This is a genomic window from Flavobacterium jejuense, assembly GCF_006491595.2.
In the GTDB taxonomy this organism is placed as follows: Bacteria; Bacteroidota; Bacteroidia; order Flavobacteriales; family Flavobacteriaceae; genus Flavobacterium; species Flavobacterium jejuense.
This window is the reverse complement of record NZ_VEVQ02000005.1, coordinates 15,925-36,048: the sequence shown is the minus strand read 5'-3', so window position 1 is coordinate 36,048 and position 20,124 is coordinate 15,925. Positions and strand designations below refer to the sequence as shown.

Genomic DNA, 20,124 nt, shown 5'->3' with positions numbered 1-20,124 from the left:
AATGAAAACGGATGAACTAATAATTAAGGTAGCAATGCAAATTCAAAAGCCCATTTCTGAGGTATTTGAAGCCATTGTTGATCCAAAAAAGATGTCACATTATTTTATTTCTGAAAGTACAGGAATAATGGAAGAAGGGAAAAACATAGTATGGAAATTTCCAGAATTTGATAGTGACTGCCCTGTTCGTATTGGAAAAATCGAAAAAAATAAATATATCTCTTATTACTGGATGATGGAAAATATTGAACTTTTAGTTGAAATTACTTTAACGGAAAAAGAGTACCATAACACTTTGGTTTCAATAACAGAAAAAAGTATGCCAAATAATGAAGCTGGATTAAAATGGTTATCTGGTAATTCTTTTGGTTGGTCTAATTTCTTATCTTGTTTAAAAGCCTATTTAGAATACGGAATTAATTTAAGAAAAGGAGCTTTTGATTTTATGAAACCTTAAAATGACTATTCTTGAAGAAGAAAAGAGAAAATATGAAAATAACAGTAATTGGTGGTGGTCCAGGTGGTCTATATTTTTCAATATTAACTAAAAAAGCAATACCTCATTGTCAAATAGATGTTTATGAACGTAACCGTCCAGATGATAGTTTTGGTTTTGGAGTTGTTTTTTCAGATGAAACTCTAGGTGAATTCTTAAAAAAAGACATGCCATCTTACGAATTAATCAGAAGTAAGTTCGCTTATTGGGATGATATTATCATTGCAAGAGATGGACAAAAAATTAGCAGTGCTGGAAATGGATTTTGTGGGTGTTCCCGAAAAACATTATTAAAATTATTACATCAACGCTGCCAAGAAGAAGGAGTAAATCTCCATTTTGAAGCAAATATAGATGATTTAAGCCAATTTAAAGGCTCTGACATAATTGTGGCTTGTGATGGAATTTCCAGTCAAATAAGAACACAATTCGAAAGAGATTTTGGGACAAAAGTAGCATTAAAGAAAAACAAATTCGTTTGGATGGGTTCAACAAAGCCATTAGATGCTTTTACTTATTTCTTTAAAGATACACCTAATGGAGCTTTTGCTGCTCATACGTATCAATATGAAGAAGGTATGAGTACTTGGATTTTTGAATGTGCACCTGAAACTTGGGAAAAATTTGAATTTGACACTTATAATGAAGAAGATACCGTTCAAAAATTAAAAGAACTATTTAAAGAAGAATTAGAGGGTCATGGTTTGATTACCAATAAATCACATTGGAGACAGTTTCCACATGTAACGAATGAGAATTGGTATAAAGACAATGTTGTTTTACTAGGTGATGCCAAAGCAACAGCACACTATTCTATTGGTTCTGGAACAAAACTAGCTATGGAATCTGCAATAGCGTTGTCTGATGCAATTGTAGCTAGTCCAAAGGATATTGAAAAAGCTTATAAAGCTTATGAAAAAGCAAGAAGAAATACTGTTGAAATGATTCAATATGCAGCTAACGTATCGCTTGATTGGTTTGAGAATATCGATCGACATATACAACATCCCTTTTATCAATTTGCCTTTGGATGCATGACTCGTTCTAAAAAGGTCACCTATGAAAATTTAAGAATAAGAGATAATTCATTTACAGATAAAGTTTTAGCTGAATTTAATGATTCTAATGAAAATAAAACACCAGCTGCCTTTTCAAAATTCAAGCTTCGCGATTTAGAATTACAAAATAGAATTGTAATGAGTCCAATGGGACAATACACTGCAAATGATGGGTTAGTTAATGATTGGCATTTTCAACATTATACTTCACGTGCTGTAGGCGGTTTAGGACTGATTTTAACGGAAATGACAGCGATTTCCACTACAGGAAGAATTACTCTAGGTTGTGCTGGTATTTATACCAATACGCAAATTGAGGCTTGGAAAAGAATAACAAACTTTATTCATACACAGACTCAGAGTAAAATTGGAATTCAACTAGGTCATTCTGGTAGAAAAGGAGCTACAAAAAAACCTTGGGAAACAGAAGATTTAGAAGATAAATGGGAATTGCTTTCGGCTTCTCCAATTTCTTTCAATGAACATTTTTCTAAACCAAAGGAAATGACTCTAGAAGATATGGATTCAATTACGAATCAATTTGTGCAAGCAACAAAAAATGCAAATGAAGCTGGTTTTGATATGATTGAATTGCAAGCTCATCATGGTTTCTTATTAGCATCTTTCTTATCTCCTTTAACTAATATTCGTAAAGATGAATTTGGAGGAAGTATAGAAAATAGATTAAAATTTCCATTACGTGTTTTCAAAGTTATGCGAGAAGTTTTTCCAAAAGAGAAACCCATGTCAGTACGAATTTCAGCAACCGATTGGGCTGAAGATGGAATTTCAGAAAAAGAAGTTATACTTATTGCTACTGCTTTTAAGAATGCAGGAGCAGACATCATTAATGTTTCTACAGGAAACACAGTAGCTTATCAAAAACCAAAAATAGGAAGAATGTGGCAAACACCATTTTCAGATGTTATTCGAAATACAGTTACCATTCCCACTATAACAACGGGTTATATTCAAGATATAGATCAAATAAATACTATAATTCTTAACGGAAGAGCCGATTTAGTAGCCTTAGGAAGACCTTTGTTATTAGATCCAAATTTTGTTAGAAATGCACAAGCTTACGAAGGCTTTCAAGCAGAAGATATTCCAAATCCATACAAAATGGGAATTTCTCATTTATATCCTTTAAAAGCTTTTGAAAGAAAACAAACAGAAGGAATGAAAAAGGCTTTGAAACCGAAAAGTAATAAGAAATAAATGAAAAATTTCACCTTGCTTCTACTCTTTTTTTTAAACTTTGGTTTTACTCAAACTGAAGAAGTGATTCTTAGAGATAATTCTAATTTGCATTACAAAACATTTGGTTCCGGAAAACCTATTCTCATTATAAATGGTGGTCCAGGAATAAATTGTGAAGGATTTGGATATTTAGCTGAAGAATTGGCAAAAAAGAATTTCAAAACCATTATTTATGATCAACGTGGTACAGGAAAATCTACTATTAGTAAAGCCAATTCCGAAACGATTACAATGGATTTAATGGTTAGTGATATTGAATACCTAAGAAAACATCTTAAAATTGATAAATGGATTATTCTTGGGCATTCATTTGGAGGAATAATGGCTTCCTACTATGCCACCCAACATCCTGAGACGATTGAAAAATTGATTTTTTCTTCTTCCGGTGGTGTAAATATGAAATTCACAAATACAATTCAAGAACACCTAAATAACAATTTAACTCAAAATCAAAGAGATAGTTTAACTTATTATAGTAGAAAAATAAGCAACGGTGACTCATCTGAAGAAACCGCAAAATTAAGAGCAAAGTACCTCGCTTATGCTTATGTGTATGATAAATCAAAAGCAGAAATAATTGCAGAACGATTGACAGAAACAAATTTACATATCAATTCTTTAGTATTTGCAGATTTAAGAAGGATAAATTTTGATTGTACAAACTCATTCAAAAATTTCAAACAACCTGTATTAGTTTTACAAGGAAAGAATGATATTATATCAATAGAAACTGCAACAGATATTACAAAGGCATTTCCTAATTCTAAACTGATTTTAATGGATAAATGTGCTCATTATGGTTGGTTGGACGCTAACGAACTCTATTTTAATTCTATTAATAACTTTTTGAAAAATTAAAATGAAGCATTACGAAGATAATTTCGCTCACCTTAATCTACCAAGTCCAGACTTACAACCTAACTATTTATGCAATTTACCTCAATTTCAACAGCCAGAAATGCTAAATTGTGTAGAACGCTTATTAGATAATCATATTCAAAATGGAAATGGTGCTGCCATTTGTATTCGTACTTTTGAAGAAACCTGGACTTACCAAGATTTATATGAAAAAGCCAATCAAATTGCACATGTTTTAGTTGAGGACTTAGGTTTAATTTCTGGTAATCGGGTATTATTGAGATCGGCTAATAACCCTATGATGGTGGCTTGCTGGTTTGCTGTTTTAAAAGCTGGTGGAATTGTTGTTGCAACTATGCCTCTACTTCGAGCTAAAGAACTAACAACAGTTATTAATTGTGCGGAAGTCTCAATTGCCATTTCTGATAGTGATTTAGCTGATGAAATAAATCAAGTAGAATCACAATTTCTAAAACAAAAAAGTTTCTATAGAAATGGAGACTTGGACCAATTCATGCAATCTAAACCAAAAACATTTGACAACTATCATTCGAAAGCGGATAGTATTTGTTTAATTGGTTTTACTTCTGGAACAACTGGTTTACCTAAGATGACGGCTCATTATCACAAAGATATATTAAATATTTGCGAAGCTTTTCCTGTTTATTCTTTACAACCTACAAGAGAAGATATTTTTATTGGAAGTCCTCCTTTAGGATTTACCTTTGGTTTAGGAGGTTTGGTATTGTTTCCCATGTATTTTGGAGCATCCACCTTTTTAATTGAAAAACCAAGTCCCGATTTATTATTAAAAGCGATTGAAGAACATAAAATTACTATTTGCTTTACCGCTCCAACCGCTTGGAGAATATTAACCACAAAGTTAGCAGAATATGATGTTTCAAGTTTAAGAAAATGTGTTTCAGCAGGAGAAACACTTCCATTACAAGTTTGGGAAGATTGGTATAAGGCAACAGGGCTTAAAATTATTGATGGGATTGGTGCCACAGAAATGTTACATATTTTTATTTCATCAAATGAAGAAAATATGATTCCTGGAGCAACAGGATTGCCTATTCTAGGATATGAAGCAAAAATAATAGACGAAGAAGGGAATGAATTACCTCCTAACCAATCTGGAAGACTTGCTGTAAGGGGAATTACGGGCTGTAAATATTTAAATAGAGAAGAAAAGCAGAAAACATACGTTTCAAATGGCTGGAATATAACTGGGGACATCTTTAAACAAGATGATGATGGTTATTTTTGGTTTGTAGCACGTGGCGATGATATGATTATTTCTTCAGGTTATAATATAGCAGCAATTGAAGTTGAAAATGTTTTATTAATGCATGAAGCTATTTTAGAATGTGCTGTTGTTGGTTTACCTGATAGTGATCGAGGTATGCTGGTTTGTGCTAACATTGTTTTAAAGGATAAATCTAAAGCTTCTGATGAATTTGCAAAAGCTATTCAAAATTGGTTCAAAGATGTCGCTGCACCTTATAAATACCCTAGAATGATTAACTTTATGCAAAATTTACCAAAAACAGAAACGGGAAAAATTCAACGATTTAAATTGAAGTAAATTATGAAAAAGATTCTTTTAATACTTGCGCTGTTTCAATTACTCACTTGCATAAGTCAAAATGAAAATAAAAAACTAATTAATTGCATTTTCAAACAAACAAAAAAAATTGAAATTTATGCATTCTTAGATTTAACTAAATGGGAAGGTGAAAAAAGATATATGATTTATAATAAAGGTAAAGTAGTTGCAATCTCATTTCCTGAAAAATATTTACGAAATAAAATTATTTTAAACAAAAAGCAAATTAAAAAACTAAAGAATAGTTTAGTTTCTACAGATGATTATATTAGTGAAAGAGCCGATTGTTACTTTCCAAGACACAATATCGTCTTTTATAATAAGGAAGATAAAATACTTGGATATATAGAGCTATGTTTTGGTTGTTTTAATTCTTATGCGACTAAAAACTTAAAGTTTTTAGAAAACAGTATGTTATTCCAACAAAAGCTTTTTGAGGAATTCGGAATTACCTATTTTACAGATACAAAAGAGGAAGAAGAAAATTATTCGAAACTATTAGAAAATAGAAGATTGCAATTTGAACAAAAATTTAATAAATAAAATGAATAAGCCTTTTATAAAAAAAGAAAAAATAAAATTCAAACATGTAGACTATGCAGGAATTGTTTTCTACCCAAGATTTTTAGAAATGCTAAACGATTTAGTGGAAGACTGGTTTGAAGAAGCATTAGATCGATCTTTTTCAAAGATGCATGAAACTAATGGTATTCCAACAGTTGATTTAAAAGTGCAATTCAAAAAAGCGGCACGTTTAGGAGAAATTTTAACTAAAAAACTTTGGGTTAAAAATTTAGGAGGAGCTTCTGTTCTATGTGGTTTTAAATTTGAAGATGAAGAAGGAAAAACATGTTTAGAAGGTGAAGTTACTTTGGTAAATGTTGCCTTTAATGAAAATAGAAATGACATCAAAGCGGAAGATTTTTCAGAAGAAATCAAAAGTAAAATTAAAAAACACGAACTTTAAAAGCAACACAGATTAAAGAAATCAGAGAAATATTTATAGATTATTTAAATTTCTCCAATCTATGTTCCAAATAAAACAAAATGATATTTAAAAAATTCAAAGCAGCAACCGTACAAACTTCACCCATTTTTCTTGATGTAGAAAAAACCATTGAAAAAGCTATTGGTTTTATCAAAGAAGCTAGTCAAAATGGAGCTACATTAATAGCTTTTCCAGAAGTATTTGTCGCAGGTTATCCCTATTGGAATTGGATTATGACACCTGTTCAAGGCAGTAAATGGTATGAAAAACTATACAAATGTTCTGTAAAAACGGAAGATACTTCTATGCAACCTTTGTTTCAAGCGGCAAAAGATTTCAATATCCATATCGTAATTGGAATTAACGAACGTGGTGATTCTTATGGAGAAATCTATAACACAAATCTAATTATTGATAACAACGGAAAACTAATTGGTAAACACAGAAAACTTGTTCCTACTTGGGCTGAAAAATTAACATGGACATCAGGTGATGGTTCTTCTTTAAAAGTGTATGATACAGAAGTTGGCCCAATTGGTACATTAGCTTGTGGAGAAAACACAAATACTTTAGCACGTTTCACATTACTTTCTCAAGGAGAATTAGTGCATATTGCCAATTATATTTCGTTACCAGTTGCTCCACCAGATTACAATATGGCTGAAGCAATTAAAATTAGAGCAGCAGCACATTCTTTTGAAGGAAAGTTATTTACTATCGTTTCTTGTTCGACCATTTCGCAAGAAATAATGGATGCATTACGCGAAGATGTTCCGAATGTAGATGAAGTGTTAACGCGTAAAAATTCAGCTTTTTCAGGGTTTATTGGACCCAATGGTGCAACTATTGGAGAGCCTTTAATTGATGACGAAGGAATTGTTTATGCTGAAATTGATTTAGAAAAATGTATTCAACCAAAACAAATGCACGATATTTTGGGACATTACAACCGATTCGATATCTTTGATTTAAGAGTAAATATTGCTCCAACAAGAAAGATAACTTTTATAGATAATCACGAAGAATTTAATAAAAAATAGTCAAAAGTTGAAAGTCAAAAGAGAAAAGAACAAACATCTCTTTAAGACTTTAGACTTTAGACTTTAAGACTAAAAAAATGAACGAAAACCATTCAGACGATCAATACGGAAGAGCTAGAGTTCAAGATTCACCCGAATTAAAAGCCTATTACAAAGATTTAGAAAACCTCGGTGCTGGTGCATTATGGACAGTTGCTAATGATATAGAACCATGGGAACCCAAGTCAAATTCAGTTCCTATGTTATGGAAATACGATGATTTAAGAGATTTGGTATTAAAATCTTCAGAATTAGTTACACCAGAACAAGCAGGAAGACGAGTAGTTTATTTGGTAAATGACAAAAGAAAAGACGTTTCAGCTGCTGTAGGCTGGTTATATACTGGAATTCAAGTTACACGTCCTGGAGAATTCACATCAGCACATAAACACAAAGCTTCTGCCCTACGCTTTATTATGGAAGGAGAAGGTGGTTATACCGTTGTTGATGGAAATAAGATTACATTTGAAGTCAATGATTTTGTGATTACACCTAATTCTACTTGGCATGAACACGGAGTAGATTCCAATGGAAAAACCTGTATTTGGCAAGATGGATTGGATATTCCTTTAGTAAATGCTTTAGAAGCCAATGATTATGCCGTTTATGATGGAAAACAACCTTTAGATGTTCCTTTAAATTATTCTCCAATCAATTACGGAACTGCTGGAATAATTCCTGCAGATAAAATTTGGGATAAACCTTATTCTCCTTTATTCAAGTTTTCTTGGTCAAAAGTCTATCCAGCTTTAGTTGAAGCTTCAAAATCAAATGAAATCAATCCGATTGATGGTGTTTTTATGCAGTATTCCAATCCTATGACTGGTGGACATGTGATGCAAACTATGGGAGCTTCCATGCAATTATTACCAGCAGGTTTCAAAGGAAAAGCTCATAAACATACAGGGTCATTTGTGTATCAATGTGCCAAAGGAAAAGGCTACACCATAATTGATGGAAAACGTTTTGATTGGAAAGAAAGAGATATCTTCTGCGTTCCTTCTTGGGCTTGGCACGAACACTACAATTTATCAGACACTGAAGATGCTTGTTTATTCAATTTCAACGATTTACCTGTAATTGAAAAACTAGGCTTATTTCAAGGAAAAGAATACATAGAAAATAACGGACATCAACAAGTACAATAACAATATCAATTTTAAGAACAATAAAAACTTAGCTACTTTTAAACTAAAAAAATGAAACTACTTACTTACAAAACACAAGATACAGAACCAAGACTAGGATTTATTCATAACAACTTAGTAATTGATATGGAAGACTTTGGAAATATTTCTAATTTCCCATTACCAGATAACATGTTAGACTTAATCGATTTAGGATTTGAAATTATTTCTGAAATTACTGATTTAATAGAAAATACTAGAGATGTGGATTTTGAAGAAATTAGTCATAAAATTGAAAGCGTAACATTTCTTGCACCTATTCCAAAGCCTCGCAAAAATATCATTGGAATTGGCTTAAACTATACCGAACATGTAGCTGAAAGTGCAAGAACTTTAGATACTTCTAATGAATTGCCTCAACAACCAGTTATTTTCTCTAAACCACCAACAACTGTAACAGCTACTAATACCAACGTATTGCTAAATAGAAAACTAACCAATCAATTAGATTGGGAAGTTGAATTGGCAGTTGTAATTAGTAAAAAAGGGAAATATGTCCCTAAATCGGAAGCTTTAGATTATGTATTTGGTTATACTATAATTAACGATATTTCAGCAAGAGATTGTCGTCGATCTGGACAATGGATTGTTTCAAAAGGACAAGATACTTTTGCTCCTATGGGACCAATTTTAGTAACTAAAGATGAAATTGAAAACCCACATAATTTGAATATGTCATTAACAGTAAATGGTATTGAAAAGCAAAATTCAAATACCAAATTCATGTTATTCAATATCAACGATTTGATTGAAGATTTAAGTACTGTTTTCACTTTAGAAGCTGGAGACATCATTGCAACAGGAACACCTGCTGGAGTTGGTGCAGGTAGAAATCCTCAAGAATGGCTAAAAGAGGGTGATGTAATTAAATCTACTGTAGAAAAAATTGGAACAATTGAGAATACAGTAAAAGAAATATAAAATTAAAAACACAGATTTAAGAAATTTGAGAAACTTTAAAAATTATTTTAATTTCTTAAATCTGTATACCAAAAATTAAAAAAGAATGAAATATAAAATAGGCCAGATAGTTCCATCATCAAACGTAACGATGGAAACCGAAATACCAGCAATTTTCCGTTCAAGAGAAGCAATACTTCCAGAACGCTTTACCTTTCACAGCAGTAGAATGCGTATGAAAAAAGTAACCAAAGAAGAACTCGAGGCAATGGATGCAATGAGTTTAAAATGTGCTCAAGAATTGTCAGATGCTCATGTAGATGTAATGGGTTATGCTTGCTTGGTGGCAATTATGAGCATGGGAAGAGGTTATCATTGTGTTTCGGAAGTGAATTTACATCAAGAAACGATTGCGAATGACTTCCCTACTCCAATTGTTACTTCAGCGGGTGCTTTGATTAACGGTTTGAAAGTTTTAGGAGCCAAACAAATTTCAATCATAACTCCTTATATGAGACCTTTAACGGATATGGTTGTAGATTATATTGAAAACCAAGGCATAAAAGTGAAACAAAGTATTGCTTTGGAAATTCCAGATAATTTAGAAGTTGCCGCACAAAACCCTATGAATTTACTAAAAATATACAAACAATTAGATTTAATAGATGTTGATGTTCTAGTAGTTTCTGCTTGTGTGCAAATGCCTTCTTTAGAAGCTATTGATTTAATTCAAGCGGAGTGTGGAATTCCTGTAACTTCTGCTGCAGTTTGTACCACTTATGAAATGATGAAGAAAATCGGTATTGAAGCAAAAGCTGGAATGGGTGGAGAATTGTTGAATGGTAACTATTAATTCCATTTCTTTTTACATTTTTCACAAAGTAATAATTCTGCATTATCAATAGTTGCAATACTTTCCACCGCATCGGTCATAACACATTTTTTATTTGGACAATGTGGTAAGCCTAAATTATGTCCCAATTCATGTACAGTAACTTTTTTAAGTCTTGTTAAATGAATGTTTGGGTTTTTATGCTGTAATCGAAAGGAAGAAACAATTGAACTAGTACCAGGACAATAAGCCAAGCCCATTATTCCCCAATCTTCATATTTATATTTTGGAACTTTTATAGCACCTTCTTTGTCTTTTTTTGTAGTTGAAATGTCACTTTGGGTTAAACCCAAAATAAAATCGATTGTGTCTAAATCTATACGATTTTGAATTTTAATAATACTATCGGCTCTATAACGTGCTGATTTGACTTGTACAAAAGCTGACTTTGGTAACTCAATTGCAGGCAGTATTACGGTTTTAACACTGTAAAAGTCAGCAATAGTTTTAGCTAACGTATCGGTTTTTTCTTTTGGAAAACCTTTATAAGGTTGAATTCCAACAACTGTTTCAGTTCTTGCTCTATTTTGACAAGAAATGAATACAAACAATAAGAAAATAAAAAAATTATTCATTTTAGCTAATTATGTTTTTTATTTGTTAAAAATTAATTTAAGATTTTTTATTTTTGGGTAATTTGAAATAAAAACAAACACCATCTTTGTTATTTGGTCTATTCTTTAAGTAGATAGTACCTCCTAAACGGTCAGTAATTGCTTTTATAGTTGCTAAACCAATTCCTGAGTTTTTGGAATTACTTGTATTTAGTGTTTCAAATAATTCAAATACTTTTTTCCAGTATTTTTCTGGTATACCAGGACCATCATCTTCATAAATAAAGGAAATACTATCTCCATTATCTTCAGTTGTAATCCAAACCATACTTTTATCTTTATTACTATGTTTAATAGTATTAGATAATAAGTTTTGAATAATTTGAATAAAACCTATTTTTGAATGATGGATGATAGTATCACAAGCTGTGTAGTGAACTTGAATTGGAATATCTAAAATACCATTTTCAAGAATATATTGGATTGTAGCTTGAATATTAAAATCTTCTAAGTACAATTGGTTATTACTAACTTTTGTATATTCTAATATTCCATTAATTAAAAAATCCATATATTCATTACGAGAATAAATCAAATCGATCCATCCTTCTACTTCAGTATTTTTAATCAAGTCTTTATAATCTGTTTTTATAAAACTAATTAAAGAATTTACACCTCTAATTGGTACTTTTAAATCATGAGTAAGACGATGTGCAAACTGATTCAATTGTGCATTTTTTACCATAATTTCATCATTAAGCTCTTGTAAAAGTCTGTTTTTTTTTCGTAATTCTAATTGTGAAATAACTTGATTGGCTAATGCTTTTAAAGATTCCTTTTGGGTTTCAGTAAGATTTTCTCTAGGTTTAGTATCTATCACACAAAGAGTTCCTAATGGATAACCTTCTGGAGTATTTAAAGGAGCTCCTGCATAAAAAATGACATTAGGATTGTCAACAGTTAGTGGATTATCAAAAAAACGTTCGTCTTTTGTAGCATCTGGTACAATAAATAATTCGTTTGGTGTGTTAATAGCGTGGGCACAAAAAGCAAGATTTCTAGACGTTTCAGTTACATCTAAACCGTGATGAGATTTAAACCACTGTCTTTCTGGATCGATTAGGCTAACTAATGCAATAGGAGTTCCACAAATTTCTGCAGCTATTTTAGTTAAGGCATCATATTCTTCTTCTGGTAATGTATCTAATATTTTATAATCATTTAAGGCTTCAGAACGTTGGACCTCATTCTGTGGTATTTCAGGTTTCTTCATAGAATCAATATTTATTTGTTTGTTTAAAAGAAAGAGATAAGCTGTTTTATAACATTTTATTTCTGACCTTAATAAATTTAATAAAAAATTTCTATTAGTTTATGAAATCTAAAAAAATTACTTCTCCTTATTAATCTGATCACATAATTTATTATTTTATAACTATTTCTATTTTTTTCTTCTATTCAATTTGTATTGCATTACATCTTTTGCAAAAGAAGTATTTTGTGCGTTTAAATAGTTCAATTCTGAAACAATTTCAGGCTTTTTATCCATTAATTGGGATACAATTTCATAGGAAATGCTTCGCACTGTTTTATTGACTTTATCGTTTTTACCAAACTGACCTTTTATCACTTGAAAAAAGCTTTCTTTATTAGTCTCGATGGTTTTAGTATCATAAATAGTTTGGATATTTTCTTCTAAATTATTTTTATCTTTTAAATTTTGAAAATAAGCTTGCAAACAGTCTTTATTTTGAATATTTTTTTCCCAACCTTCAAGAAGTAATTCTTGAGCTTCTTCCGGTGCTTTTATTTTATCTTTCAATACATGAGAAGCTTTTATGTACTGTTTTACTCCTACATCAGTATCAACAACTGTATAATAGGCTTTTTGAGCTTCTTCTAACTCGTTCATATGCATATACATATCGCCTACTTTTTCATGATTCTCTAATTTTTTATATAAGTGTAAAGCATCTTTATAAGCTTTTCCTTTTTCAAAACATTCTGCGGCTTTGGATTCGTTTTTTAAGTATTTTAAGTTTACAGTTGCTGCTTCTATATATAATCCACCATCATATAATACATTTGAGGCTGTATAATTATCTTTCAACAATTTCATATACACGTGAGCGGCTTTTTTGTATTCTTTATTCTTGACATATTCTTGAGCTAAGTCTCTATATTTTTGCTCAATTTGATTAAAGACACTCGATTGTAGTAGAACGTTTGATTCTGGTCCGTTGCCATTTTTAATTGTTGAATTAAATTCTGAATTGGCTAATCTTTTCAAAACATAAAATAACAAAAGCGAAAATATTACAGTACTTACAATTAGAATAATGAATTCGCTTGTTCCTAAATAAAACCCCGAAAGTAAGGAGTAGATTAGTTTTAATATGAGTAATATAAAAATTACATCAATAACTTTTTTATCAAATGATTGTTTATTTTTCATCTTTTTCTTTAAATACTTCTTTGTCAACATCAAATAACCTATAAATTAATGCTACTATAAATAGTAAAGTAACTATAGAGTACCATTTTGTGAGACCAAAATTAGAATACATAAAACTCAATAAATAATAAAGAGAAATAATTAAGAGAAGAACCATAATTAACTTATTTATAGTAGCAGGTTTACCTTTAAAATCAAATTTTGACAGTAGCATTAATCGAAATATACCTCCTATACAAATTACTATAAATAGTACTAATATCACATTATTTCCACTTGAAGAACCTAAATAATTTGTTGGTAAATTTTTTGAACTTGTAACGCTATAATTTATAAATGTTTTTATAATATAAAATACAAAAAGAACACCTACTGTTAATAAAATAAGGCTTATAATTTTTGAAACTTTCTCACTAGAATTCTTAGTTGTTGGATTTCCTGATACATCAGAAAATCCAAAAAAACGAGAAAATGATTCTTTAAAACTACCTCCAAATTGAAAAACTCCATTATTGTTTCCTCTAGCTGTACCCAAAGTATCTAAAGGTATTGCATATTTCATAGCCAATTCAGGGTTTTTATCCATAAAAGCTAGAAACTTCTCCATTTCTTTTTGATTTCCAGCCATTAGTTTCTTCATATCAAAAGGCAATTTCTCTAACTTTTCTTCTTCAGTTAAAGGATTTTCTAAAGCTTCTAATAATGTTTCCTCATCATATTCCACATGAACTGAACGCAATTGCTTTGGAATAAAAACACCAGAATGTGGTGTCTTTAGCCTTACATTAATTTTACGAAAAGGATTCAATAAAGTTGCCCAATCAATTGCTTCTTCTAGTTCGATTAAACCCAATTCTGGATGTAGAAAATGATAATCTATTCCTAAAATCTTGTTTCCTTCTTCTTTAGATAAAAAAGGAGAAATTATAGCATATTCTGGAATAAATACTTTTTCTTCATACAGTTGTACTTGTAAATGAGCATGATCTTTCTTAATTGTATTTACAGGAACTACAACCAAACAACCATACAATTCATTAGCCACTGTACTAGGAATTGGATAACAAACACAAGTTGTTAAAGCAATATCTAACTCCTGCAAGTTTTGCAACCATACCAAAGGAGTATTGCCTTTTATCAAAATGCCTGCAATAGGATATTTGTTTCTTTTATGCGGTTGTAACGTTAGCTTCATGTTCTATAATATGTTGGATAAATGGTTTGTAATATTTATCGTGAAAATCTTGTGTATCAATAACGTTTAAATTACTTTCTTCAGGTAAAAAATGGGGATTTCCTGTAAAATCATTATCCGTTGCCATTGCTGAAGGAAAATTAGTTATAAAAGGAATATACATTTTTGGAATATTGGTATTACTACTTTCTAATGTCAAAATTCCATTGTTACAACTGACACTACTTCCATCCTTTGTGATAAAATGAGTTATTTCAATATAACAAGTTGCTCCTAAATTTTCTAAATCCGTTTTATATTTTTGTGCCTCTTCATTAGCTATGTTTTCAACAATTACTTTATTGAAATCATCCACCATCATTTTCGCTTCACCTAAACCATAATTAAAATTCTCTTTTAAAAATTTAATAATATTAATTTGATTTTTATTTGCCTTTTTTAATACTAAGGTAACTCTCATTTCTAAAACAAGATAGCTATCTAAACGATTACCATAATACTCTAAAAATGTATTGGATTGTAAAGCATATTTGTTACATTGAATGATATCATTACTATTTTGGTTATATTGACTTACTTCAGTTCTATTCCTCTTAATTCTAACCGTTTTAAGGTTATTCATGACAACATAGGTTTTACTCGTATGTTTAAAATCCCTTACAAACTGATTGTTTTTAAAACTATACTGTTTAAAATAGTCTTTTACTGCTTCATGAGAAGTTACAATACAATCAAAAGTATCGGAAATTTTATAAAACAAATCATCATCTGAAAAATACACATTTTGTTCTTTTGAAAAGAGTTTTAAATCCAATTCTGTATTAATCGTTATTTCTTTTGAAATTGTTGTCTTTTGTTCCAAATCATAAAAAGACAGTCTTTTTTCTTCGGCTATCCAGTTTACCAAAATCAAAGCACCCATTTTATTCTTAAAAATTGTAAATTGTCCTTTTGTAAAAGGAATGGAACTCGTTATCTTTTCAAATCCTTTCGTTAAGGGTTGGTCTTGAAAAACAAACAAATTGGAATTAATAAACATATAAAAAACACTTTCATAATGAAATATCGAACTATAATTGCGCTCCACAGGATACAAAATAGGAATTTCACTTTGACTGTTTGAACGCATTGCTTTTGCTCTAGTTCTTGGTTTTGGGGGATTACTCCATAATTCGTCCAAAGGCAATTGTATCTTTTTTATATGTTTTCTTACCTTATTTTTTATTTTATAAGTATCAATTACTCCAGAAGCAGTAGTTGTGATGATAAAATTAATCTTATCAAAATGTTCGTTAATTACTTTAGTAAAAGGGATTGATTCAAAATTCTCTTCTTGAGTAAACACGAACAATTCTACCTCTTCAAGACTTCCGTATTCTTTCTCAAAATACTGCTGTAGACCTTCTCCTCCATCTAATCCTCCACTCAATTCTTGTAAACTAGTAATTACTTGGTTTACAGTATCTATTTTTACTGGTGTGTATTCTTTACCGAAAGCATACACTACACATTCAATATCTGTTTTTGGATGTTTGGCAATCGCTAAAGCTGTGGCAAAAGTTACTATTTTTGGGTTTCCCCAATTTTTTAACGAAACATCAAGCAACAAAACACGTACTTTCTTATTGTCTTGTGGTGGAATTTCTCGCTGAATGTACAAAGCTTCATTATTGGCCAAACGTGACATGAAAACTAGATCATCATTGGCAAACTCAGACAACAACAACTTATCGAAATCACCTTTATTGGTTAAATCGGAAACACCTCCAATAGGTTGTTGACTAGGTACATTATGATGAAATGGAATATTCAATCCCGACCAAATACGCTGTAGTAAACTACCTACTTGAAACGTTTTTTGCTCCTGAATTAATTCTTCTACAAAATCGATTGTCTTATTCGATTCTAAAGGTTGAGAAACTTCTTCTGCTAATACTTCTTCTATTTTTTCAGGTTCAGGCAAAGCCGTTAATGCTTTGAGTAAAGATTCTTTGTTAGGAAACTTTTGTTTTAATAAAGCAATGGTTCTAAAATCTTTTATAAAATTAGCTTCGTTGAAAGGAATTACATTAATTCGCTCTGCATAATCTGTTCCTACCTCTTTAAAATCATTAATTATTTTTTTAGCAATTTCACTTCCCACTCTATTATGACATTTTTCAAAAATAGTCTTAAAAAGCAAAATACGATTATCACCTGCTTTGTACTCTTCAGGTAAGCTTGCAAGTATCTTTAAAAAATCGAAAGCAGCTCCGGTTCGATACAAATTGGCATTTGGAAATGAACTAGCCCGTTCTTTCGATTTAGCATAATGATGTAAAGTAACTAATAAAGCTTCACTATTTGGATTGGTAGCTACAATAGCTAACAACAATGAACCAAAAGGTGGAATACAATCATCCGAAAGTAATTCTAAAACTTCTGTAACATAATTTTTATAAGCAATTGTTGAACCATTATTAGATTGGTCAAATACAACAACATCATCTTCAAAATCATCTTTGTAAGTCATTGTATACCAAAAGTAATCGTGATATTGCTGAAAATATTTTTTAAAATCCATTTTTTTATTCGTTTACCGTTAGTCGAAACGAACTAAGGGTTAAAGGTTTACATTCACTCAAAGGAATAGACAGAAAGCTATTGTTATTTTGAAACAAAAGCATACTATCATTATTCGGATCGAGTTGTTTTTTTATAATTGGAAACAAAATATCAAATTCCAAGGCATAACCTGTTGGAAACAAACAATTGTCTTTTAGCCAATAGGTTTGTCCTTTAATAGGCAACAAAGGAGTGCCTAGAAACAGCACACTATCTTCTATAATTATCCATTTTAAATTCTGCAAACGTACTTGCGGTAGTGTTTCAATATATTCTTTTACATTTTCCAATTTGGTAATTAATCCATAAGGCTTTTGTTCAACTTCACTTTTTACAATTTGAATGTCTATTTTGTCAGGAATACCAAAATAATTCATATTATAATTTGGTAAATCAATAGGCAATGCATTCAAAATAGGCATCCACAATAAAGCGGAAGGTATTTTTTTAGTTGGTACTAATTTGTCTTTTCGAAACAACAACTGCTCTTTCAATTCATACACTATAATGTGCGGGATTTGCAACAACACTACATCATTAATTTGCTCCATTGAAAAATCTTTAATAAAGATAGCTTCTCCTTCAAAAGCTAATTTTAGATTATTCCAATGTCTTATAGGAGCCAAATAGTCTAAATGACTTTTATGTAATTCCACATAAAACATTAGGCAAAGGTTTTAAGCATTTTCTGCCACAATTGTTCTATTTCCTCTTGAATATACTTCTTTTGTTCTTGGTTTTTAATCCAGTCACAACGTGTTTGCACATAGCGTAATTTATCTTTAATAATATTCTGTTCTTCAAAAGACAACGTACTATCGTTCCATTTCTCCGACAAATATTTCACTTCTTTCATGACTTCCTCTGCATCGGGCACTTTATTATAAACTGCTTGTGGATGGGCTTTTTCACTAGTATCTTTTTCAATCACATGATTTACTATACCTTCTAAAACTTCTACTTGTTCTTCTGTATCCCAAATGTATTTCAACACCCACAAATCGGATAAAATAGCAGTGTCTCTTCCACAAATAAAAGCACTTGCAGCAATTAAGTTTTGAATTTTAACCGCTCTACGATCAGAAACATTAATTCCTGCATTACGTAACGAATGAATTAAATCGACATATTCTTTACGAATGGATGCCAAATCAACTTTTCGTGTTGCTGCTTGTAATTCTCTTACCTCATCTGCTTTGATTGTTGGAGTTGTTTCAGCCGTTTTGTTTTCTAATTTCCAACCTGCCAAAAGCACTTCGTTCAACAAATCAGGATCTACGTAATCACATTTCACACGAAGTAAAAAACGGTCTAACAAAGCATTCAAAGCTTCATCTTCTGGTAATAGATTACTTGCACCAACAAACATTAAGGCTGGTAATTTCTTAGTTTCTTTACCTCTACGAAAAATTTTTTCATTCAAAGCCATCAACAAACTATTCAAAATAGCTGAATTAGCATTGAAAATCTCATCTAAGAAAACCATAGAAGCTTCTGGCATCATGGCTTCAGTATTGGTAACTAATTCACCGTCTTTTAACTTTCGAATATCAAAAGGACCAAAAATTTCATTCGGTTCTGTAAAACGGGTTAATAGGTATTCGAAGTTTTTACCGTCTTCAATACCATTAGACAAAGCTCTTACAATAGCACTCTTTGCCGTTCCAGGAGGACCTAGCAAAAAGGCATTCTCTCTAGCCAATAAGCAAATTCCTAGCAAATCGACAATTTCGTTTTTACCTATAAAGGTTTCTTTTATATGTTTTAAAAGGGCATTTAAAGTATGTAGTGTGTTCATTTTCTATTAAAATATTTTTTACAATTCGTTCCAAAAAATCGTTTTATAATCTCCGAAATTTGCCAAAAGCAAGGGTTTAATTACTTCTAAATTGCCTCTGTTTTTATCTTTCTTTTCCACTACCCTATCTAAAAATAATTGCGTTAAACAAGCATCAGATAAAGCAACACTCAAGTCTATATTTTCCAAATTCATTTCATATCCTATTCCAGAATAAGGAAACTGTTTTAGTTTTTGTTCTAATACAGGAAGAATCATATCATCTGCATCCATGAGTTGCAATTGCAAAAGTAATTGCGGTAGAAAGCGCAAACACAAATCGGCTGAAAGCATTGCTGAAGGAATTATGGGTTGACCAAAATCAGGAAACAATGTACTTATTTTACTTGCCGTATCTTCTCTATTTAAGACCAATTGCGTAGCGAAATATACGATCTTGCTTCCCCACAAAGCAGCAACTTCATCAAAAACTGGAGCTTGAAAAGGATAATTGAGTTTTTCTTTTTCATATTCATCCTTAAGAAGTTCGATGACTTCCTTTTCTTCTTCCTTTGAAATATCCAACTTCTTATCATAAATAATAGCATGTTCAATAGAACGCAAATGATAGATAGTATCTAAAAAGGGTATTTTTTTTTCATTCATTACTCTTCCTTCGTTATCAGATCCATTAACTTCAACAAATATGGCAAACGATAGGCACCAAACATGTTTTTAATATGATTTGCGGCTACTTCTTTCTCTAAACCTATGGCAGACACAAACAACGGATTTTTGCTCTCTCCTCGTAAAATTTCAACTACGGTTTCTGTATTACTTTGAAAAGATGTTTTTGCCATTCCAATTATAGGAAATTTTTGATCCAAAGCTTCATACAAATGACCTCCTAAACCATATTTTCCGTCATTATCTACATAAATATGTCCGTCAATGATAATCGTTTCCAATCCTTCTAAAGCAACTTCTTCCAAAGCATTCATAATACAAGGCAATTCTCTTTTGTAGAACGAACCAGGTTCGTAATCCAAAACATCTTTTGTTATATGTGTAACTACATTTGTTGGGGTTTCACTTTGCCAATTTTCAAAAAACAGCAAAACGGTTTTGGCATAATCGGTTTTGTAATGGACATCTATGGTTAAAATCATTTTCTTTTGGTTTATAAAACAAATATATAGTATTCTTGTAAAT

Annotated in this window: 19 protein-coding genes; 10 read left to right on the top strand and 9 right to left on the bottom strand. The window is 30.9% G+C overall.

The annotated features are described in order from the left end of the window. The first annotated feature begins 1 nt into the window (after window position 1). The 10 genes from FIA58_RS08745 (at window position 2) to FIA58_RS08700 (ending at window position 10,288) form a co-directional block, all read left to right on the top strand. Window positions 2-457 carry an SRPBCC domain-containing protein gene (locus FIA58_RS08745; protein WP_140962103.1) on the top strand — a complete coding sequence of 152 codons (456 nt, stop codon included), beginning with the start codon at window positions 2-4 and terminating at the stop codon, window positions 455-457. A gap of 11 nt (window positions 458-468) precedes the next feature. Beyond that, window positions 469-2,772, top strand: coding sequence for an oxidoreductase (locus FIA58_RS08740; RefSeq protein WP_243754654.1), 2,304 nt, complete (start codon window positions 469-471; stop codon window positions 2,770-2,772). Then, window positions 2,773-3,672: an alpha/beta fold hydrolase gene (locus FIA58_RS08735; protein ID WP_140962102.1), complete on the top strand. Its 900-nt coding sequence runs from the start codon at window positions 2,773-2,775 to the stop codon at window positions 3,670-3,672. A gap of 1 nt (window position 3,673) precedes the next feature. After that, window positions 3,674-5,260, top strand: coding sequence for an AMP-binding protein (locus FIA58_RS08730; protein WP_140962101.1), 1,587 nt, complete (start codon window positions 3,674-3,676; stop codon window positions 5,258-5,260). Between the two features lie 3 nt (window positions 5,261-5,263). Next, window positions 5,264-5,824: a hypothetical protein gene (locus FIA58_RS08725; RefSeq protein ID WP_140962100.1), complete on the top strand. Its 561-nt coding sequence runs from the start codon at window positions 5,264-5,266 to the stop codon at window positions 5,822-5,824. Window position 5,825: 1 nt separating this feature from the next. Beyond that, window positions 5,826-6,248: an acyl-CoA thioesterase gene (locus tag FIA58_RS08720; protein ID WP_140962099.1), complete on the top strand. Its 423-nt coding sequence runs from the start codon at window positions 5,826-5,828 to the stop codon at window positions 6,246-6,248. 80 nt (window positions 6,249-6,328) lie between these two features. Then, window positions 6,329-7,309 (top strand): carbon-nitrogen hydrolase family protein, encoded by a 981-nt coding sequence (locus tag FIA58_RS08715; protein WP_140962098.1) that lies wholly within the window; start codon window positions 6,329-6,331, stop codon window positions 7,307-7,309. Between the two features lie 77 nt (window positions 7,310-7,386). Continuing rightward, a complete protein-coding gene (locus tag FIA58_RS08710) occupies window positions 7,387-8,496 on the top strand; it encodes a cupin domain-containing protein (RefSeq protein WP_140962097.1) in 1,110 nt (369 codons plus the stop codon). Window positions 8,497-8,547: 51 nt separating this feature from the next. Continuing rightward, on the top strand, window positions 8,548-9,456 hold the full coding sequence (locus tag FIA58_RS08705; protein ID WP_140962096.1) for a fumarylacetoacetate hydrolase family protein: 909 nt from the start codon (window positions 8,548-8,550) through the stop codon (window positions 9,454-9,456). Window positions 9,457-9,541: 85 nt separating this feature from the next. Continuing rightward, window positions 9,542-10,288 (top strand): maleate cis-trans isomerase family protein, encoded by a 747-nt coding sequence (locus FIA58_RS08700; RefSeq protein ID WP_317167885.1) that lies wholly within the window; start codon window positions 9,542-9,544, stop codon window positions 10,286-10,288. Here the strand turns inward: FIA58_RS08700 and FIA58_RS08695 are convergent. The 9 genes from FIA58_RS08695 to FIA58_RS08655 all read right to left on the bottom strand — a co-directional run bounded on the left by FIA58_RS08695 (window position 10,285) and on the right by FIA58_RS08655 (window position 20,081). After that, window positions 10,285-10,902 (bottom strand): matrixin family metalloprotease, encoded by a 618-nt coding sequence (locus FIA58_RS08695; protein WP_140962095.1) that lies wholly within the window; start codon window positions 10,900-10,902, stop codon window positions 10,285-10,287. The genes FIA58_RS08700 and FIA58_RS08695 overlap by 4 nt on opposite strands. Window positions 10,903-10,939: 37 nt before the next feature. Next, window positions 10,940-12,154 (bottom strand): sensor histidine kinase, encoded by a 1,215-nt coding sequence (locus FIA58_RS08690; RefSeq protein ID WP_140962094.1) that lies wholly within the window; start codon window positions 12,152-12,154, stop codon window positions 10,940-10,942. A gap of 168 nt (window positions 12,155-12,322) precedes the next feature. After that, the gene (locus FIA58_RS08685; RefSeq protein WP_140962093.1) at window positions 12,323-13,336 is read right to left on the bottom strand and encodes a tetratricopeptide repeat protein; all 1,014 of its coding nucleotides are present in this window, start codon (window positions 13,334-13,336) and stop codon (window positions 12,323-12,325) included. Next, on the bottom strand, window positions 13,326-14,531 hold the full coding sequence (locus FIA58_RS08680; RefSeq protein ID WP_140962092.1) for a hypothetical protein: 1,206 nt from the start codon (window positions 14,529-14,531) through the stop codon (window positions 13,326-13,328). Before FIA58_RS08680 ends, FIA58_RS08685 begins: the two co-directional genes overlap by 11 nt. Next, the gene (locus FIA58_RS08675; RefSeq protein WP_140962091.1) at window positions 14,506-17,094 is read right to left on the bottom strand and encodes a ribosomal protein L7/L12; all 2,589 of its coding nucleotides are present in this window, start codon (window positions 17,092-17,094) and stop codon (window positions 14,506-14,508) included. The genes FIA58_RS08680 and FIA58_RS08675 overlap by 26 nt, the downstream gene beginning before the upstream one ends. Window positions 17,095-17,098: 4 nt before the next feature. Then, window positions 17,099-17,800 carry a hypothetical protein gene (locus tag FIA58_RS08670; RefSeq protein WP_140962090.1) on the bottom strand — a complete coding sequence of 234 codons (702 nt, stop codon included), beginning with the start codon at window positions 17,798-17,800 and terminating at the stop codon, window positions 17,099-17,101. Then, window positions 17,800-18,933, bottom strand: coding sequence for an AAA family ATPase (locus FIA58_RS08665; RefSeq protein WP_140962089.1), 1,134 nt, complete (start codon window positions 18,931-18,933; stop codon window positions 17,800-17,802). Before FIA58_RS08665 ends, FIA58_RS08670 begins: the two co-directional genes overlap by 1 nt. 18 nt (window positions 18,934-18,951) lie before the next feature. Continuing rightward, on the bottom strand, window positions 18,952-19,578 hold the full coding sequence (locus FIA58_RS08660) for a hypothetical protein (RefSeq protein WP_140962088.1): 627 nt from the start codon (window positions 19,576-19,578) through the stop codon (window positions 18,952-18,954). Next, a complete protein-coding gene (locus tag FIA58_RS08655) occupies window positions 19,578-20,081 on the bottom strand; it encodes an endonuclease V (RefSeq protein ID WP_140962087.1) in 504 nt (167 codons plus the stop codon). Before FIA58_RS08655 ends, FIA58_RS08660 begins: the two co-directional genes overlap by 1 nt. Window positions 20,082-20,124 lie beyond the last annotated feature (43 nt).